This is a genomic window from Microbacterium daqui (assembly GCF_050408675.1).
Lineage (GTDB): Bacteria > Actinomycetota > Actinomycetes > Actinomycetales > Microbacteriaceae > Microbacterium.
Genome location: NZ_JBNTKF010000017.1, coordinates 24,540 through 40,198, shown reverse-complemented (window position 1 = coordinate 40,198; position 15,659 = coordinate 24,540). Strand labels below are relative to the sequence as shown.

Here is a 15,659-nt window from a genome sequence, read left to right as displayed (position 1 = left end):
TGTCGCTTCGATAGGAGTCTGCCCCTACTCAGCGGATGGTTCCGGAACCTCGGCTGCGGTGTCAGCGTCGCGGATGTCATCGAGGCGCTTACGGAGGAAGACCCCCAGATCAAGCATCTCCTCTTGTGAAACGGCATGGCCGAGACCGTTGTAAACGCGGCCGGACAGCTCAACAACACCGGGCAGCCATGCGGTCGTGTGCTCGATGAGGGGAGCGGGGATGACCTCGTCATGCGTACCGCGGCCCCAGAACACGGGCGGGCGTCGCTTCGCGAGCGCGGCATCGGTCGGCAGCTCGCCCGCGGCGGCGTAGCCAGACAGGTTGATCGCGAACGCGAACCGCTCGGGACGCAGTCGCATGGACTGCAGGGCGATCGCGCCGCCCTGTGAGAATCCGAGCACGCCGACGTCACCAATATCTTGTTCGTCGAGCCACGCCAACAGCTTCTCGGCACCCGCGGTGACGCTCTCACCGGAGCGGCCATCGAGCCCCTCAATCGGGTACCAGGAGTACCCCGGCGCCGGCCACGGCGGCGTCAGCGGAGCCCGCACCGCAACATAAACGAACTCGTCAGGCAGGTGCGGCACGAGCCCAAACAGGTCGCGCTCGTCTGACCCATAGCCGTGCAACAGCACGACGACGGGCCGCCCAGCGCGCGCTTCAGCGGGCGCCGACCACAGCACAGAATCAGCGTCGATGGCATCAAGATTCGACATGGCCCCCATCCTGCCACGCCCCTCCGACATCGTGCTCTTCCCACGTCCGCCCCCTCCGACATCGCGCGCCCCCTCATGCCGCACCCGTGGTTCCGCCCCACCCACCGGTCACACGGTGGCACGCTCCGCCGACTCGTGTCAGGCTGGCGGCATGAAGATTCTCGTGCTCGGTGGCACCGGTTGGGTGAGCTCTCACGTCGCGCGCATTGCGCTCGAGTCCGGTCACGCCGTGACATGTCTCACGAGGTCCGCCGGGGTGCCGAACGGTGCGCGCTCGGTGCGCGCCGACCGCGACACCAATGACGCTTACGCGCAGGTCGCGAACGAGCAGTGGGACGCTGTGATTGACGTCGCCAGCGAACCCGGCCATGTACGTCGCGCCACGAAAGCTCTCAAAGACCACGCGAAGCGCTACATCTTCGTCTCGACCGTGAGCGTCTACGCCGGCAACGCCGAGCGCGGGGCCGATGAGACAGCTGAGCGTCTCCCCGCCCTCGCAGCCGACGCCATGCAATCCACGGCCGATTACGGCCAGGCCAAGGTTGCCGCCGAAGACGCCGTGCTTGACGCCTTCGGCGCCGACGGTTCGGTGATCGCTCGCCCCGGACTCATCGGCGGCCCCGGCGACACGACGGGCCGCACGACCTACTGGCCGTGGCGCTTTGCGCACCCCGTCGACGCGACGCACATCGTGGTTCCAGACGCCCTCGACCTCACGTGCGCCGTCATCGACGCCCGCGATCTCGCGGCATGGCTCGTGCACTGCGCGAATGCTGAAGTGAGCGGAACCTTCAACGTGCTGGGCGAGCAGCTCACGTTGGCAGAACACCTCTCCGTGTCGCGCGAAGTCGGCGTCGCCGAGGGTGGCGCTGGCGTTGATGAGCCGTGGCTTCTGCCGATGCCGGCCGACTTCTTGCAGGCGCATGGTGTGAACCCGTGGGCAGGGGAGAAGTCGCTGCCGCTGTGGATTCCGGATGAGTCGATGGCCGCGATGAGCGCCCGCAGCGTAGCTGCAGCTCACGCGAACGGCCTCCGCTTGCGCCCGCTCGCCGACACCCTGCGTGACGGCATGTGGTGGCGCGGCAACAACGGCGGCGGCGCCGGGCTCAACGACGCCGACGAACGCGACCTGATCGCCGCCTGGCGCGCCCGCGCCGACGGCTGACGCACCGCGTAATCGCCAACCGCGCCTCGTTCGCCGTTGGCCGAAACCCTCCGCAATAGCGGGCGGGTCGGGTATACAAGAACCATGGCAGTGCGCACTCCGGATCCTGATCCCAATGAGTCAAACGACGAGACGCCGCGCGACCCGCTCGCGGGCTTCGGACTCAATAGTGAGTTTCACGCGCCCGGAGCCAACCCCGGCTGGCTGAGCGAAGTTGAACTCGCCGAAGCACGCCGACACCTGCCTATCCTCTACGTTGAGGCGATTCCGGTGCGCCAAGACGGCACCGGTGCGGTCACCGAGGTCGGCATTCTGTTGCGCGCGACGCCGATGGGTGAGATGACCCGCACGATCGTTTCGGGTCGCGTGCGCTACGGCGAGACGGTGCGCGATGCGCTGTTCCGTCACGTCGAGAATGACCTCGGCCCGATGGCCTTCCCGTTGCTGCCGCCGCAGCCGACGCCCTTCACGGTCGCCGAGTACTTCCCGATTCCTGGAGTCAGCGCGTACCACGATGACCGTCAGCACGCGGTTTCGCTCGCTTTTGTGGTGCCCGTGACCGGAACCTGCGAGCCGCGCCAAGACGCACTGGAAGTCACATGGATGACACCGGAAGAAGCATCATCCGAGACCCTGAGCGCTGAAATGGAGGGCGGCCGCGGCACACTCGTGCGCCTCGCCCTCGCGAGCGTCGGCGCGCTGCGCTAGAGCACCGGGAGAAACTACCCCTCGCGCACCCAGTGGCCGGGCTCGACCTCGACAAGTTGAGCTTCGGCCGGAATGTCCAGCGCAGACCGCACCGACGCCCCAAAGTTCGCGAGCCTTTCGCGCGCAACCGCAGGTTCCGGAACCAGTACGGCGTCCAGCAGACGGTGCGTGTAGGCGTGCTTCGGCGAGGCGAAGAGCGCGGCCGTCGGCCCGACCTCGACGAGCTGGCCGCGGTACATCACGGCCGTGCGAGTCGCAATTTCGCGTACTACGGAGAGGTCGTGCGAAATGAACATGTAGGTGAGGCCGAGGTCGCGCTGGAGCTCTTGCAGTAGCTCCGTCACCTGAGCCTGAATCGACATGTCGAGCGCTGAGACCGGCTCATCGCACACGATAAAACGCGGCCGCACCACAATCGCGCGGGCGATCGCGATGCGCTGACGCTGGCCACCCGAGAATGAGCGGGGCAAGCGCTCGGCCTGCGCCGCCGAAATCCCCACGCGGTCGAGAGCCTCGAGCGCACGGGCACGCATGTCACGGCGGTCGGTGAGAACTTCAAGCGGTTCCATGACTTGCTGGAGCGCCGTGCGGCGCGGATTCAGCGACGAATACGGATCCTGGAAGATGATCTGCATGTCACGCTGATGCCCGTGCAACTCGCGGGAGCTGAGGCCGGTCAGCGTGGTTCCGTCAAATGTCACGGTTCCGCTCGTCGCGGTCTCGAGTCCGAGAATGCAGCGGCCGAGCGTCGACTTGCCACTGCCCGATTCGCCGACGACGCCGAGCGTCTCGCCGGCGGCAATCTCAAGCGACACATCGCGCACGGCCGAGACGACAGACTTGTGCCCGCGCTCGCGAACGATGAAGTCCTTCGACAGCGCCGACGTGGAAATCAGCGGGTTAGACATCGCGCACCTCCGCAGCGGTCACGTCAGAAGAGTCAGATGAGCCAGACACACCAGACGCATCGAGCCCCGGAGCGCGCGGAATCGCCGCCAACAGCGTCTTCGTGTAGTCGTTTTGCGGCGCCGCGAACACGTCATTGACCGGCCCGGTCTCCACAACCCGACCGTCCTTCATCACGACGACGCGATCACACAGCGCCGCCACAACACCGAGGTCATGCGTCACGATCACGATCGTGAGGTCGCGTGATTCACGCAGCGACGACAGCAGCGACAAAATCTGAGCTTGAATCGTGGCGTCCAGCGCCGTCGTCGGCTCATCTGCCACCAGCACTTCTGGTTCCGACAGCAGTGCCATGGCGATCATGACGCGCTGGCGCATGCCGCCAGACAGCTCGTGCGGGTACTGGCCGAGCACACGCTTCGCGTGCGGAATACCGACCTGCTCGAGCGCCGCGGCCGCCCGCTCGCGCGCCACCGAACCCGACACCTTCTGAAAACGCTTCACAACTTCGGTGAGGTGCCCACCGATTTTGCGCAATGGGTTGAACGACGTCAGCGGATCTTGAAACACCATCGACAGCGGTAGGCGCTCGCGCTTGAAGGTCGGCGACACATCGCGGTCGTCGAACGTGATCGCATCCATTGTGGCGACGGCGCGCGGCGGCAGAATCTTCATCAGCGCGCGCAGCAGCATCGTCTTGCCGGAGCCCGATTCGCCCACGATTCCGAGCACTTCGCCACGGTCAACGGCAATCGATACGTCGTGAAGAATGTGCGCTGTGGAACCATCGGGCTGGCCGATAGAGACGTTCAGATTTGAGATGGAGAGCTGGCTCATCGCGATTCCTCCCGCATGATCGCGGACCGCAGACCGTTACCGATGACGTTGATGCAGAACACGGTGATGGCGATCATCAGGCCGGGCACAATCGCGAGGTGCGGCGCCGTCGCGAGCTGTCCCTTCGAAGTCGACAGCAGTGAACCCCACGATGCGAGCGGCGCCGGAACACCGAGACCGAGGAAGCCGAGCGCCGACTCCGTCATGATTGCGCCCGATACCGTCGCCGTTGACACGACAATGATGGTTCCGATCGCCCCCGGCAAAATGTGGCGGAAGATCACGAGCGACGGCTTCTGGCCAATGTATTTGGCGTAGCCGACGAACGTGCGCTCTTTGATCGAGAGTGCTTCAGCGCGCACGAGGCGTGCCGTTGACATCCAGCTCAGGGCACCGATGATGAGGATGATCGTCCAGAGCCCGGGCGGGAAGAACGCGCGGGCGACGATGACGAGCACCATCCACGGCACCGCCGTCATGAGGTCAACGAAGCGCATCAACGTTTCGTCGACGAAGCGGCCGAAGTAGGCGGCGCACACGCCGACCAGCACACCGACCGTCATCGACACGAGGGTGGCAACGAAGCCCACGAACAGCGTGATGCGGCCACCGTCGAGCACGCGGGTGAAGTAGTCCTTGCCTTGCTCGTCGGTGCCGAGCCAGTGCTCTGCGCTCGGCGGCAGCCAGCGGGCGTCGAGGTTCGACTTTTCGCCGTAGTGCGGCAGCAGGGGAGCGGCGAAGCACGCGATCGCGATGAGGACGAGCACGATGAGCGCCGTCATGGCTGCAGGGTTGTGCGTGAAGCGACGCAGCGCGGTGTCTTTTGCGGGGGTTCGTGTTTCAGACATCATGCCGCCTTCTTTGCCAGACGGATACGCGGATCAGCGGCCACGTAGAGCAGGTCGGCGAGCAGGTTGCCGAGCATCACCAGTACGGCAGACAGCAGCAACACCGCGAGGATCACGGGGTAGTCGAGCGCTGCCGTGGCATTCAAGATGTAGAGACCAACGCCAGGCCACGCGAAGATGCTCTCGGTGACGATGGCGCCGGTGACGAGGAGGGGAAGAGCGAGGCCGAGCTGCGTGATGATCGGCAGCAAGATGTTGCGGCTCACGTGGCGGCTCAGGATGAAGCCGTTCGACGCGCCGTAGGCCTTCTGCACCTGGACGTAGTCTTCGTCGAGCTGCGTGATGGTGGAGGAGCGCACGTAGCGCGTGAGGTCAGGGAAGAACGCGACCACAAGTACGAAGTACGGCATCGCGAGGTGCAGTAGGAGGTCGCCGATGTCGCCCTCCTTGCCGATCGAGTGCATGCCAAACACGGGGAAGAGTCGCAGCACATAGCCGAAGACGAACATCACCAGCAGGGCAAACCAGAACGATGGCGTCGCGATGCCGATCGACGAGATCGAGTCGATCGTGCGATCCAGCAGGCTGCCCTTGCGACTGCCGGCAGCGAGGCCAAGCACGATCGCCAGCACGAGGGCGGTGAGGTAGGCGGGTGCCACCAGAATGATGGTGTTCGGAATGCGGCGGGCAAGCTCATCACCGATGGGCAGGCCGGTGGCGAGCGAGTTACCGAAGTTGCCCTGCAGGACGTTCCACAGCCAGGCACCGTACTGCACCCAGACGGGCTCGTTCAGGCCGAGGCGTTCGCGAATAGCGGCGACGGTCTCGTCTGACATTGCGGGTGTCGTGTACGAATCGACAACGTCGTACGGCGCGAGGTGGATCAGTAAGAACACCACCATGCTGAGAACGAGTAGCAGCGGGATAACCTGCGCTAACCGTCGGGCAATAAAACCGAGCAACTCTTCCTCCTCTGCTCACCCTAAAACACGAATGCGGGGGCCAGCCTCCGCCGACCCCCGCATGTTCGCGCTACTTGACGGCGAGCTTGCCGAAGTTCTCCAGCGAGTAGATCGGAACGAGGCGTGCCTCTTCGATACCCGTGAAGGTGTTGCTCATGGCAATGATCTTCTTGTTGTCAGCGATCGGGAAGAACACGGCGTCTTCCTGGATCTTCGCCTGGATCTGGTCGTAGATGTCGCCACGCTTGGCTTCATCGAGCTCCGCCACACCGGCGTCGAACAGGGCGTCAACCTCGGGGTTCGAGTAGCCGAAGTAGTTTGCCGATGCTCCGGTGCGGAACAGTGCCGAGTAAGCGTCGGGCTCGAGACCCATGATGTAGCCACCGAGGAAGAGATCGAACTTGTTGTCGGCACCCTTCTCGAGCTCGGCGTACAGCGCCGAAGCGTCAACACCCGACAGCGTGACCGTGACACCAACCTCAGCCAGTTGCTCCTGAATCTGCGTCGCTTCGGCAACCTGTGCCGGGTCGGTGCCGATGTAGCCCAGCGTCAGCTTCAGGTCGGAGACGTTTGCCTCGGCGAGAAGCTTCTTCGACTGCTCAACATCCTGGTTGTACTGCTCAACCTCGTCGGTCGCCCAGGGGTTGCTCGGCGGCAGAATCGAGTACGCGAGCTCGTAGTACTCGTCGCTCAGGAAGGCAGCGTCCGACAGCGCGGTGCGGTCGAGCGCGAAGAACAGAGCCTGGCGGACCTTCGGGTCAACCAGTGCCGGCTTCTGCGCCTCAACGCCGAGGTACGCCACGCGACCCTCGGAGTACGGGTACGTCGAAACGTTGGTGCCTTCGAACTCAGCAACCTGTGCCGACGTCACGAACGACGCCGAAACCTGGTCGGTCTGCAGCGCGGTCTTGACGGTGTCGGCGTCGGTCAGAATCTGCAGAATCAGGTTCGGAATGTGCGGGGCGTCGCCGTAGTAGTTCTCGTTTGCGGAGAACTTCAGGTATTCGCCGGGCTTGTATTCGTCGAGCTTGTAGGGGCCGGAACCAATGGCTGCGGGGTCGAGTTGGGTCACCGAGAAGTCGGTGACTTCACCGTAGATGTGCTTCGGGATGATGTACGTCTCCGTCGCGATGTTGCTGATCGCAGCGGCACTGATCGACGGGAGCGTGAAGACGACCGTCTTGTCGTCGGTTGCCGACGCGGTGATCGGCTTGTCGCCGACGTACAGCAGGTCAGCGTTACCGTTTTCGCGCACGGCCTTGTTCGTGTACGTGAAGACGACGTCCTCGGCGGTGATGGGCTCACCGTCAGACCACTTCAGGTCGTCCTTCAGCGTGACCGTCACCGACAGGCCATCGGCTGCCGGCTCAATCTTGTCGGCCAGCTCGTTGACGACGGTACCGTCAGCCTCAACACGGGCGAGGGGCGAGTACACGATGTTTGCGAACGTCAGACCCCAACGGTCGTTGAGGTTGATCGGGTTCATCGACATCGGGTCGCCGCCAATGGCGTACGTGAAGGTCGCGGTGCTCGACGACGATGATCCGCCGTCAGACGTGCTACCGCCGTTTTCAGGCGTGCTGCTGGTGCAGCCCGAGAGCAGCAGGCCAGCGGCCGCGACGGCCGCGATGGAAGAAACAATCTTGCGAGGCATATGCACTCCTCAGAATGGGGCAGGGAAACCCGAGCTGTGTGGGGTGTACTTACCTTAAGGTCGCCAGAACACCCCGAGGCGATTCGATGACGGTTCGTGACAATGTTTTGATAAAACATGCACATGAGCGCGCCACGGTCTCATTCAACCGAAAATTCGTGAGATGGCTCCGGTCGCCTCGCGATTGAGCCTCGCGAGGCGACCGGTTTGGGAGTAAATCCCTAGTCGGTGCCGCGGATGCCAGCGGTCGACGTGATGACGTCTGCCATCTTCTTGTCGAGGGCCTCGAAGAACATCGACAGCGGGAATTCGTCATCCAGCACCGCGTCCGTAAAGCCCTTCGGTGGTCCGGCGAGAATCTCGTCACTCAGCCCACGGTTCCACTTCGACGCGGGGTGCGGCGTGACGGTCTTGCTGACGAGTTCGTAGGCCGCCAACCAGTGCACCGTCTTCGGGCGGTCGATCGAGCGCCAGTACAGGTCGTCGATCGCATCGCCGAGCTCGACGACGGCGTCGGGTAGGCGGTCCCACTCGATCGCAAGCGAAACGTCGGTCCAATGCAGCACGCCGCGCTGGTGCAGCCACGCGAACAGCAGCTGGCCGCCGAGGCCGTCGTAGTTGCGCACGCGGGAGCCGGTGAGGGCGAAGCGGAAGACACGGTCAAACAGCACCGCATACTGTACGAGCTTCGCCTTCTCCAGCATCTCCGTCTCACTTGCGGTGAGCTCGTCGCCCGCGTCGACGCGTGCCGCGAGGCGACGCTCGATCGCGACCGATTCGCGGAACGCCGTGAGGTCGCAGCGCATCTCTTCAAGCGAGTACAGGAAGAACGGCATGCGCTGCTTGATCATGAACGGGTCAAACGGCAGGTCGCCACGCATGTGCGTGCGGTCGTGAATGATGTCCCACATTACGAACGTCTTCTCGGTGAGCTCCTGGTCTTCCAGCATGCGCGCGGCATCTTCAGGCAGCTCGAGCTTCGTGATCTCAGCGGCTTCGCGCACGACGCGACGGTAGCGGGCGGCTTCGCGGTCTTGGAAGATCGCGCCCCACGTGAACGTGGGGATTTCGCGCATCGCAACGGTCTCGGGAAACAGCACGGCAGAGTTCGTGTCGTATCCCGACGTGAAGTCGATCAGTCGCAGCGAGACGAACAGCTTGTTGCCGTAGTCGCCCGCCTCCAGGTCAGCGATGAACTCGGGCCAGATGACCTCCGTGATGAGCGCCTCAACGTGCCGATCGGGGGAGCCATTCTGCGTATACATCGGAAACACGACGAGGTGACGCAGACCATCAACGCGGTGCTGCTGTGGCTGGAATGCCACGAGCGAGTCGAGGAAGTCGGGCACGCCGAAGCCCTCCGAAACCCACCGGTCAAAGTCGACGACTAGCGCCGACAGATACTCGGCGTCCTGCGGAAACAGCGGCGCAAGCGCGGTCGCCGACGCCGTGATCGTGGCGACGTGCTGGCGAGCCGCATCGTGGTCGCTGGGCTCGGGGACGGAACCATCTTTCACCTGCAGAGATTGCAGGGCGGTGGCTGCGGCCTTCAGCGCCAACCATTCGGGCGACGTTTCGACGCCGGGTGCGCGGCCATCCTCGACAACCTCGGGCTCACCGATGATGGCCTTGGGTGCAACCTCGTTGCGTGTCTGGCTAATGGACATGGGAACCTCCGATCTCGAGGCTCAGGCCGCCGCGTCATTGCGGAGCACCACGCTTTCGCACTTCTGGTGCTCGGGCGCAGCGGCAGGTGAATGGTTATCGCGACAAGTCTACGGGGCGATGCTGGACAGCGGTGGAGGAGATACATCTGCAGGCTGATGTGGGCGCCATGGTGAACGCGTAGCGTTGGCCGTGATGTTTACCACTCTGACCCGTAAGCAATTGATTTTTGATGTCGTTGCGGCGCTTGTCGTGTGGCTGTTCTTTTCGCCGGTGTCGCTGTACCCGCAGGTGTGGTCTGGTAGCACCGGGTGGCCCGACATTGATTGGCCGGCAACGGCCGTGAGCGTCATCTTGGCGGGCGCACTTGCCGTGCGACGCTTGTCACCCGCGCTCTCGCTGGCTCTCGCCTGGGTCGGTGCCATCGTGCAGATGCTCTTTGGCCTGCCGCCGCTGGGCATTAACTTCGCTATTTTCGGGGTGCTGTATGCCGTTGCGGCCTATGGCTCACCCCGTGTTCGTCGATTCGGCTTCATCTCCGTGTTTGTCGGGGCCGCGACCGTGGCCGCTTATCTCGCGATTGGCGCATGGCTGGTCAACGGCGAAACCATGAGACCGTCTGCCGATCTGATTGCACCCCTCGTGCTCATGCTCGCGCTGGTGTTTGCAGCTTCGACGTTTGGCCTTGGCCTCAGTTATGCGCTCGGTGCGCTGAAACGAACGCGCCTGAGCGCTATTGAGACGCAACGGCAGGCCAGCGTCGCGGAGGCGCTCGCGGCGTCAGAACAGGAGCGCAACCGCATCGCCCGCGACATGCACGACGTCGTCGCGCACTCCCTCGCCGTCGTCATCGCGCAGGCCGATGGCGCACGATATGCCGCGGCCACACAGCCCGAAGTGGCCGCCGAAGCACTCACCACGATTAGCCAGACCGCACGCTCCGCACTCTCCGACGTGCGCCTTCTCCTCACCCAGCTGCGTCACTCGCAGGCCGAAGGACCGCAGCCGTCGCTCGCCGACCTCGAAGAGCTCTACTCCCAGGTGCGCGGCGCCGGCGTCGAACTGCGCATCAGCGTCGACCCCGCGCCGCGCAGTGATCCGCCCGCCGCCGTGCAACTTGCGCTCTACCGCATCATGCAGGAGGCGCTCACCAACGCTCTCCGCCACGGCGATGGTTCCGCCGTCGATGTCTCGCTCGCCTTCGAACCGCACACCATCACGCTGCGCGTGAGCAATGCGGTGGCCGCCGACGATGCGGCCAATCCCGGTGGTCACGGCCTCATCGGCATGCGCGAGCGTGCCGCGCTCGTCGGCGGCAGTCTCGAAACCGAGCGCCGTGGTTCCGACTTCGTGGTGACGGCGGTGATTCCGGTGCGCGAGGTACAGTCGGTGGCGGAACCATCAGCGCGGGAGAGTGTGTGAGCGACAATATTCGAGTGGTGCTGGTTGACGACCAGGCCCTGTTTCGTGCGGGTATTCGCATGCTCATTCAGTCGCAGCCCGATCTTGAAGTTGTTGGCGAAGCGGGTGACGGTGATGAGGCTCTCGCGGTGGTGGCCGCGACGGCGCCCGATGTTGTGCTGATGGACATTCGCATGCCGGTGAAAGACGGGCTCACGGCGACCGCTGAGATTCTGGCGAAGCCAAACCCGCCGCGCATTGTGATGCTCACGACGTTTGACCTTGATGAGGCGGCGGCGCGAGCGATTCGGCAAGGTGCGAGCGGGTTCTTGCTGAAGGATGCCGACCCGGAGTTTCTGCTGGCCGCGATTCGCACGGTGTACTCGGGGTCGAGTGTGATTGCCGCGGCCGCGACGCGCGAGCTGTTTGCGCAGTTCAGTCAGCCCGCGGCCCGCGCATTGCCTGCGGAGTACGAGACGTTGACCGACCGTGAGCGTGACATCTTCGCGCTCGCCGCGCGTGGGCTGTCGAACTCGGAGATCGCGGCGCGCGAATACCTGTCTGAAGCCACGGTGAAGACGCACATTTCGCGTATTTTGGGCAAGCTTCAGTTACGAGACCGCGTGCAGCTCGTGGTGTTCGCCTTCGAACACGGCCTGGCCTGAGTTTTTTGCTTCGGGTGCACTGAACCCCGCCGCGAGTGCCGGGTCATCCGCTGGTTGCACGTGAAACATCATCCTTGAGATGTACGCGGATGAGTCGCTGGGTCGATGCGAAGACGGGGCCCCGATTTCTACCGTTGAAGTATGGAAATCACATCGAGCGACCTGGGCCTCGCCGCCCGTGTACAACACCTCACCAAGACCTACGGCTCGGGCGAGGGCGAAGTTCGTGCCCTCGATAATGTCAGCGTTGGCGTTCGCCGTGGTCAGTTCACTGCCATCATGGGCCCGTCGGGTTCGGGCAAGTCGACCCTCATGCACATCATGGCCGGCCTCGACTCTCCCACCCAGGGCAACGTCTTCATCGGCGACACCGACATCACGCAGATGAGCGACCGCGACCTGACGATCTTGCGCCGCCGGCGCATCGGCTTCATTTTTCAGTCTTTCAACCTGGTTCCGACTCTTGACGTTCGTGCCAACATTCTGCTGCCGTTTGATCTCGATGGTCGCAAGCCCTCGGCGCTCGAGCGTGCACGCATCGACGGCCTGATCGATTCGCTGGGGCTCGGCAACCGTCTCACGCACCGCCCGCATCAGCTTTCTGGTGGTCAGCAGCAGCGCGTCGCGATTGCTCGCGCATTGGCGACCGCACCCGACCTGGTGTTCGCCGATGAACCGACCGGAAACCTCGACTCCCGCACCGGCCGCGAAGTGCTGTCGCTGCTCGCCGCCGCGAGCGCTGAGCACGGCCAGTCGATCGCGATGGTGACGCACGACCCGGTCGCCGCATCGCACGCTGACCGGGTGCTGTTCCTCGGCGATGGTCGCCTTGTGGCCGACAAGCCGCGCCAGACGCCGGAAGAGATTTCGGCCTACATGCTCTCGGCGGAGGTGTCAGCATGACCGCGCTCGCGCCAGCTCCCGCGCTGGCTGACGTCAAGGCGGAGCGCACACCGCCGCTCGCCTGGCTCGGCGACCGCGGCATGGGGGCGTCGATTCTCATTGCTGCAATCTCGAGTGCCTTCGGCGTTGCGCTCCTGACAGTCACGAATTACCTGGCGGCGGACGTCCGGGCCTCGGTGGTCGCCGCTTTCGAGTCGGTGCAGCTCACGCTCAGCATTTTGAGTTGGCTGTTCATCGGAATCGCGATGTACGTCGCCGCGATTGTTACCGCCAATACGTTCTCGACGATCATTGCCGGCCGCACGAGGCAGATCGCCCTGATGCGTCTGATTGGCGCTTCGGCCGAGTCGGAGCGTGCTCAGATCGCTCGGCAGGGTCTCGTTATTGGTGCGATGGGCGCCGTCATTGGCTGGCTCCTCGTTATCGGCGCGGCCCTCATCGCCCTGCCGTGGGTCAACGATGCTGTCAATGCACCCCCGGGCTTTGAATTCACGCCGATCAGCGTGGCCTCCGCCCTTCCGCCTCTCGTCGTCATTGCGACCACAGTGGCGTCGGCGTGGATCGGGTCGCGCCGCGTACTGACGGTCACCCCGCTGGCAGCGCTCAGTGGTTCCGTCGACCGCGCCCCGGAAGACATCGCGGCGGTCCCCCGCAAGCGTGGTGCCATCGCAATGCTGCTCATCGGTGCTGTCTTGCTCGGTCTTGGTGTCGTCGTGGGGCTCGCTTCGCCGATGGGCGTTGTCATCGCCTTCTTCGGTGGACTGTTGTCATTCACGGGCCTCGCGGTTGGTGCCGTCGTGATCATGCCGCCCGTGTTGCGGTTGGTCGGACGCCTCTTTGGCCGCTCGACGCCGGCACGCCTCGCGGCCGAAAACGCGATGCGGTACCCGGAACGCTCCAGCCGCATGGCAATTGGCGTCGTCATGGGAGTGACGCTCGTGGTGATGTTCTCGGTCGCTGCTGCCTCGGTCAACACCATGCTGTTTGGTAGTGCCGAGAGCGAGATTCAGGACGTGGCTGAGATCGCGGTCATACTCAACAACATCGCCGCGATCATGATGGTTCTGGTCAGCATCTCCGCGGTCATCGCGGGTGTCGGCCTGATCAACCTGTTGACGATCAGCATCGTGCAACGCACCCGCGAGCTTGGCCTGTTGCGCGCGCTGGGTCTGACCAAGACGCAGATTCGCGCGATGGTGATGCTTGAGGCTGCGCACATCGCGATCGCTTCGCTGGCGACGGGCCTCGTGCTCGGAACCATTTACGGATGGGCCGCTGCCCAATCCACTCTAGGGTCGGCTCGCCTGGGTGGCGCGGCTATCGTGTGGCCGAACGTCCCGTGGGGGCTCATCGTCGGCGTCATTGCTGCAACCGTTGTGCTGACGCTCGTCGCTTCCGTGGTTCCGACTCGCCTCGCCACTCGCGTCGCACCGGTGCAGGCGCTCGCGGTGGACTAAAGGGTGGCAGAACCAACAGCTGGCGTTTGACGGAACCAGCCGTTGGCTGCGTCGCGGAGTGCCGGCTGGATGCGGCTTCAGGCGTCTGGGACCGCCTGATCGCTCTGCTCCGCCGGATCAAACGCCCACGATGGCGCCAGTTGTGTAATGCGCAGCTGGCGCCACTGCCATGTTGCCCAGAGGGCTGGCCACAGCAGGGGTGCGGTGGCGCCGCCGATCGTGAGGCGGTCGCGCCAAAGGGTGCGGTGGGGTTGGCCGGCGACGGGGGAAACGGCCATCTGGTGATCCCACACGTCGAGCGTCGCGAGCGGGCCGGTGAGGGGAATGCCGGCGTCGCGCATGATGCGCACGTGGCGCCCAGCGTGCGTGCGCTCGCGGTTGGTGATCGAAATGAACTGTTTGCCCATCGGAATGCCGAGAGCTGACAGCGCGACGGCGGCATTGTCGCCGTGCTCCCATGACGTGGGCACGTCGCTCCACGGCTTCATCGCGACGAGCGGCCCGTACAGCTCACTCGCGACCTGCGGCGAGTGAATCGCCCGCCATGCCGCGTCAACGTCGCACTCAATCTCAAACTTCAGCATCACGCGCATGCTTCCATCATGTGCCGCTCCGGGCACCCCGGTCTACACCCTGCCCGTTCTCCCAGCCGCCCCCGCCGTCATCAAGCCCCGGCAGCCAGCCCATGGTTCCGCCCCAGGGTTCGGGCTCAACAAGCCGGCGCGTGGTTCCGTTCCCGTGTCACCCAGCCCCGTGGTTCCGCCCCAACTCCGTGGTTCCGCACTCCGTGGTTCCGCCCCAACGTCTCAGGACAACGACCGTTATGCACGATGAGGTGTGACTGGTGTGACTAGAGTTGCTGGTGGGGCACTTTTTGCGTGCGTACCGATTTGAGTCGTGCATAACGGTCGTTGTGGCGGGCGGAACCACGGGTGCGGGAAGGGCGGATGGCCGTTACGTCGGATTTGGTGGCCCAAAAGGGCAGATATGGGCCGAACAAGTCCTGCGGATTGGTTGGTCCTGCGGCACCGCCACGGGGACAGGCGGAACCACGGCGGAACCACGGCGGAACCACGGGCGGAACCACGGGGCACGTTCCAGAGCAACACATCGCTACGCTGGATTCATGTCATTCGACGATCAGAGCACGTACCAGGTTCGGGCCGAGTGGGGTGTTGCGGGGCTTCGCCGCCTCGCTCCCGCCGACATCGTGATCGTCGTTGACGCCCTCCGCTTCACGACCACGGTGACCGATCGTGTCGCCGCTGGTGACGTGGTTCCGCTCGACGACGACGCCTTCGCGGTGTCGATCAACGGCGCGGTCGTCGCGGCGGCGGCAGCTGACACCGGAGCGATCGTGCTCGCCGGCTCACTTCGCAACGCCAAGGCCGTTGCCGATGCGGTGCTCGCGATTCAACACGAGCGCGCTGCGCGCACGTCGATCGCCGTAATCGCGTGTGGTGAGCGGGTTTCGCGCGACAGCGCTGAGGTGCGGTTTGCCGTCGAAGACCAGCTCGCCGCCGGTGCCATCATCTCGGCCTTGAGCGACCTTGGCATCGACCACACGTCACCCGACGCCGCCGTCATGGGTGAGGGGGCGCGTGCCCTCAGCAGAGCCTGCGTTCACCTGTTCTTGGCGAGCGCCTCGGGCCGCGAACTCGTCGAGATGGGCCGCCGCGATGAGGTGGTCAGCGCGGCTACACGCGATGCGATCGACGCCGTCGCTATCTTGCGCGACGGCGTTTTCGAAGCCCTCGTCACCAACTAG

The 15,659-nt window shown here is 64.5% G+C and carries 16 protein-coding genes; 8 read left to right on the top strand and 8 right to left on the bottom strand.

Going from position 1 to position 15,659, the window contains the following annotated elements; genetic code table 11:
- Window positions 1–24: 24 nt before the first annotated feature.
- Window positions 25–717 (bottom strand): alpha/beta hydrolase, encoded by a 693-nt coding sequence (locus ACQUSY_RS10410; protein ID WP_428904414.1) that lies wholly within the window; start codon window positions 715–717, stop codon window positions 25–27.
- A 151-nt stretch (window positions 718–868) separates the two neighbouring features.
- Here ACQUSY_RS10410 and ACQUSY_RS10405 point away from each other — a divergent pair, with 151 nt between their 5' ends.
- Both ACQUSY_RS10405 and ACQUSY_RS10400 read left to right on the top strand, forming a co-directional pair.
- Window positions 869–1,882 (top strand): NAD-dependent epimerase/dehydratase family protein, encoded by a 1,014-nt coding sequence (locus ACQUSY_RS10405; protein WP_428904413.1) that lies wholly within the window; start codon window positions 869–871, stop codon window positions 1,880–1,882.
- An 84-nt stretch (window positions 1,883–1,966) separates the two neighbouring features.
- Entirely contained in the window at window positions 1,967–2,590 is a 624-nt protein-coding gene (locus ACQUSY_RS10400) for an NUDIX hydrolase family protein (protein WP_428904412.1), read from the top strand.
- A gap of 14 nt (window positions 2,591–2,604) precedes the next feature.
- Here ACQUSY_RS10400 and ACQUSY_RS10395 read toward each other — a convergent pair whose 3' ends face one another.
- The 6 genes from ACQUSY_RS10395 to ACQUSY_RS10370 all read right to left on the bottom strand — a co-directional run bounded on the left by ACQUSY_RS10395 (window position 2,605) and on the right by ACQUSY_RS10370 (window position 9,467).
- Entirely contained in the window at window positions 2,605–3,498 is an 894-nt protein-coding gene (locus tag ACQUSY_RS10395; protein ID WP_428904411.1) for an ATP-binding cassette domain-containing protein, read from the bottom strand.
- Entirely contained in the window at window positions 3,491–4,336 is an 846-nt protein-coding gene (locus tag ACQUSY_RS10390) for an ABC transporter ATP-binding protein (RefSeq protein ID WP_428904410.1), read from the bottom strand. The genes ACQUSY_RS10395 and ACQUSY_RS10390 overlap by 8 nt, the downstream gene beginning before the upstream one ends.
- Window positions 4,333–5,184: an ABC transporter permease gene (locus ACQUSY_RS10385; RefSeq protein WP_428904409.1), complete on the bottom strand. Its 852-nt coding sequence runs from the start codon at window positions 5,182–5,184 to the stop codon at window positions 4,333–4,335. The genes ACQUSY_RS10390 and ACQUSY_RS10385 overlap by 4 nt, the downstream gene beginning before the upstream one ends.
- A complete protein-coding gene (locus ACQUSY_RS10380; protein ID WP_428904408.1) occupies window positions 5,184–6,146 on the bottom strand; it encodes an ABC transporter permease in 963 nt (320 codons plus the stop codon). Before ACQUSY_RS10380 ends, ACQUSY_RS10385 begins: the two co-directional genes overlap by 1 nt.
- Before the next feature lie 70 nt (window positions 6,147–6,216).
- The gene (locus ACQUSY_RS10375) at window positions 6,217–7,800 is read right to left on the bottom strand and encodes an ABC transporter substrate-binding protein (RefSeq protein WP_428904407.1); all 1,584 of its coding nucleotides are present in this window, start codon (window positions 7,798–7,800) and stop codon (window positions 6,217–6,219) included.
- 221 nt (window positions 7,801–8,021) lie between these two features.
- Entirely contained in the window at window positions 8,022–9,467 is a 1,446-nt protein-coding gene (locus ACQUSY_RS10370) for a DUF6421 family protein (RefSeq protein ID WP_428904406.1), read from the bottom strand.
- 193 nt (window positions 9,468–9,660) lie between these two features.
- Here ACQUSY_RS10370 and ACQUSY_RS10365 point away from each other — a divergent pair, with 193 nt between their 5' ends.
- The 4 genes from ACQUSY_RS10365 to ACQUSY_RS10350 all read left to right on the top strand — a co-directional run bounded on the left by ACQUSY_RS10365 (window position 9,661) and on the right by ACQUSY_RS10350 (window position 13,891).
- A complete protein-coding gene (locus ACQUSY_RS10365; protein WP_428904424.1) occupies window positions 9,661–10,887 on the top strand; it encodes a sensor histidine kinase in 1,227 nt (408 codons plus the stop codon).
- Window positions 10,884–11,531, top strand: a complete 648-nt coding sequence (locus ACQUSY_RS10360; RefSeq protein WP_428904405.1) for a response regulator — start codon at window positions 10,884–10,886, stop codon at window positions 11,529–11,531. Before ACQUSY_RS10365 ends, ACQUSY_RS10360 begins: the two co-directional genes overlap by 4 nt.
- Window positions 11,532–11,672: 141 nt before the next feature.
- A complete protein-coding gene (locus ACQUSY_RS10355; RefSeq protein ID WP_428904404.1) occupies window positions 11,673–12,434 on the top strand; it encodes an ABC transporter ATP-binding protein in 762 nt (253 codons plus the stop codon).
- Window positions 12,431–13,891 (top strand): ABC transporter permease, encoded by a 1,461-nt coding sequence (locus ACQUSY_RS10350; RefSeq protein WP_428904403.1) that lies wholly within the window; start codon window positions 12,431–12,433, stop codon window positions 13,889–13,891. Before ACQUSY_RS10355 ends, ACQUSY_RS10350 begins: the two co-directional genes overlap by 4 nt.
- A gap of 77 nt (window positions 13,892–13,968) precedes the next feature.
- Here the strand turns inward: ACQUSY_RS10350 and ACQUSY_RS10345 are convergent, their stop codons facing one another.
- On the bottom strand, window positions 13,969–14,475 hold the full coding sequence (locus tag ACQUSY_RS10345) for a hypothetical protein (protein ID WP_428904423.1): 507 nt from the start codon (window positions 14,473–14,475) through the stop codon (window positions 13,969–13,971).
- Window positions 14,476–14,482: 7 nt separating this feature from the next.
- On the opposite strand from ACQUSY_RS10345, the gene ACQUSY_RS10340 reads away from it, so the two are divergent.
- Both ACQUSY_RS10340 and ACQUSY_RS10335 read left to right on the top strand, forming a co-directional pair.
- Complete coding sequence (locus ACQUSY_RS10340) at window positions 14,483–14,725, top strand: hypothetical protein (protein ID WP_428904402.1); 243 nt, start codon at window positions 14,483–14,485, stop codon at window positions 14,723–14,725.
- A 292-nt stretch (window positions 14,726–15,017) separates the two neighbouring features.
- A complete protein-coding gene (locus tag ACQUSY_RS10335) occupies window positions 15,018–15,659 on the top strand; it encodes a 2-phosphosulfolactate phosphatase (protein WP_217336747.1) in 642 nt (213 codons plus the stop codon).

Coding starts and splice junctions, on each gene's coding strand:
- ACQUSY_RS10410 (WP_428904414.1), bottom strand. CDS start 717: ATGTCGAATCTTGATGCCATCGACGCTGATTCTGTGCTGTGGTCGGCG.
- ACQUSY_RS10405 (WP_428904413.1), top strand. CDS start 869: ATGAAGATTCTCGTGCTCGGTGGCACCGGTTGGGTGAGCTCTCACGTC.
- ACQUSY_RS10400 (WP_428904412.1), top strand. CDS start 1,967: ATGGCAGTGCGCACTCCGGATCCTGATCCCAATGAGTCAAACGACGAG.
- ACQUSY_RS10395 (WP_428904411.1), bottom strand. CDS start 3,498: ATGTCTAACCCGCTGATTTCCACGTCGGCGCTGTCGAAGGACTTCATC.
- ACQUSY_RS10390 (WP_428904410.1), bottom strand. CDS start 4,336: ATGAGCCAGCTCTCCATCTCAAATCTGAACGTCTCTATCGGCCAGCCC.
- ACQUSY_RS10385 (WP_428904409.1), bottom strand. CDS start 5,184: ATGTCTGAAACACGAACCCCCGCAAAAGACACCGCGCTGCGTCGCTTC.
- ACQUSY_RS10375 (WP_428904407.1), bottom strand. CDS start 7,800: ATGCCTCGCAAGATTGTTTCTTCCATCGCGGCCGTCGCGGCCGCTGGC.
- ACQUSY_RS10370 (WP_428904406.1), bottom strand. CDS start 9,467: ATGTCCATTAGCCAGACACGCAACGAGGTTGCACCCAAGGCCATCATC.
- ACQUSY_RS10365 (WP_428904424.1), top strand. CDS start 9,661: ATGTTTACCACTCTGACCCGTAAGCAATTGATTTTTGATGTCGTTGCG.
- ACQUSY_RS10355 (WP_428904404.1), top strand. CDS start 11,673: ATGGAAATCACATCGAGCGACCTGGGCCTCGCCGCCCGTGTACAACAC.
- ACQUSY_RS10350 (WP_428904403.1), top strand. CDS start 12,431: ATGACCGCGCTCGCGCCAGCTCCCGCGCTGGCTGACGTCAAGGCGGAG.
- ACQUSY_RS10345 (WP_428904423.1), bottom strand. CDS start 14,475: ATGCTGAAGTTTGAGATTGAGTGCGACGTTGACGCGGCATGGCGGGCG.
- ACQUSY_RS10340 (WP_428904402.1), top strand. CDS start 14,483: ATGCTTCCATCATGTGCCGCTCCGGGCACCCCGGTCTACACCCTGCCC.
- ACQUSY_RS10335 (WP_217336747.1), top strand. CDS start 15,018: ATGTCATTCGACGATCAGAGCACGTACCAGGTTCGGGCCGAGTGGGGT.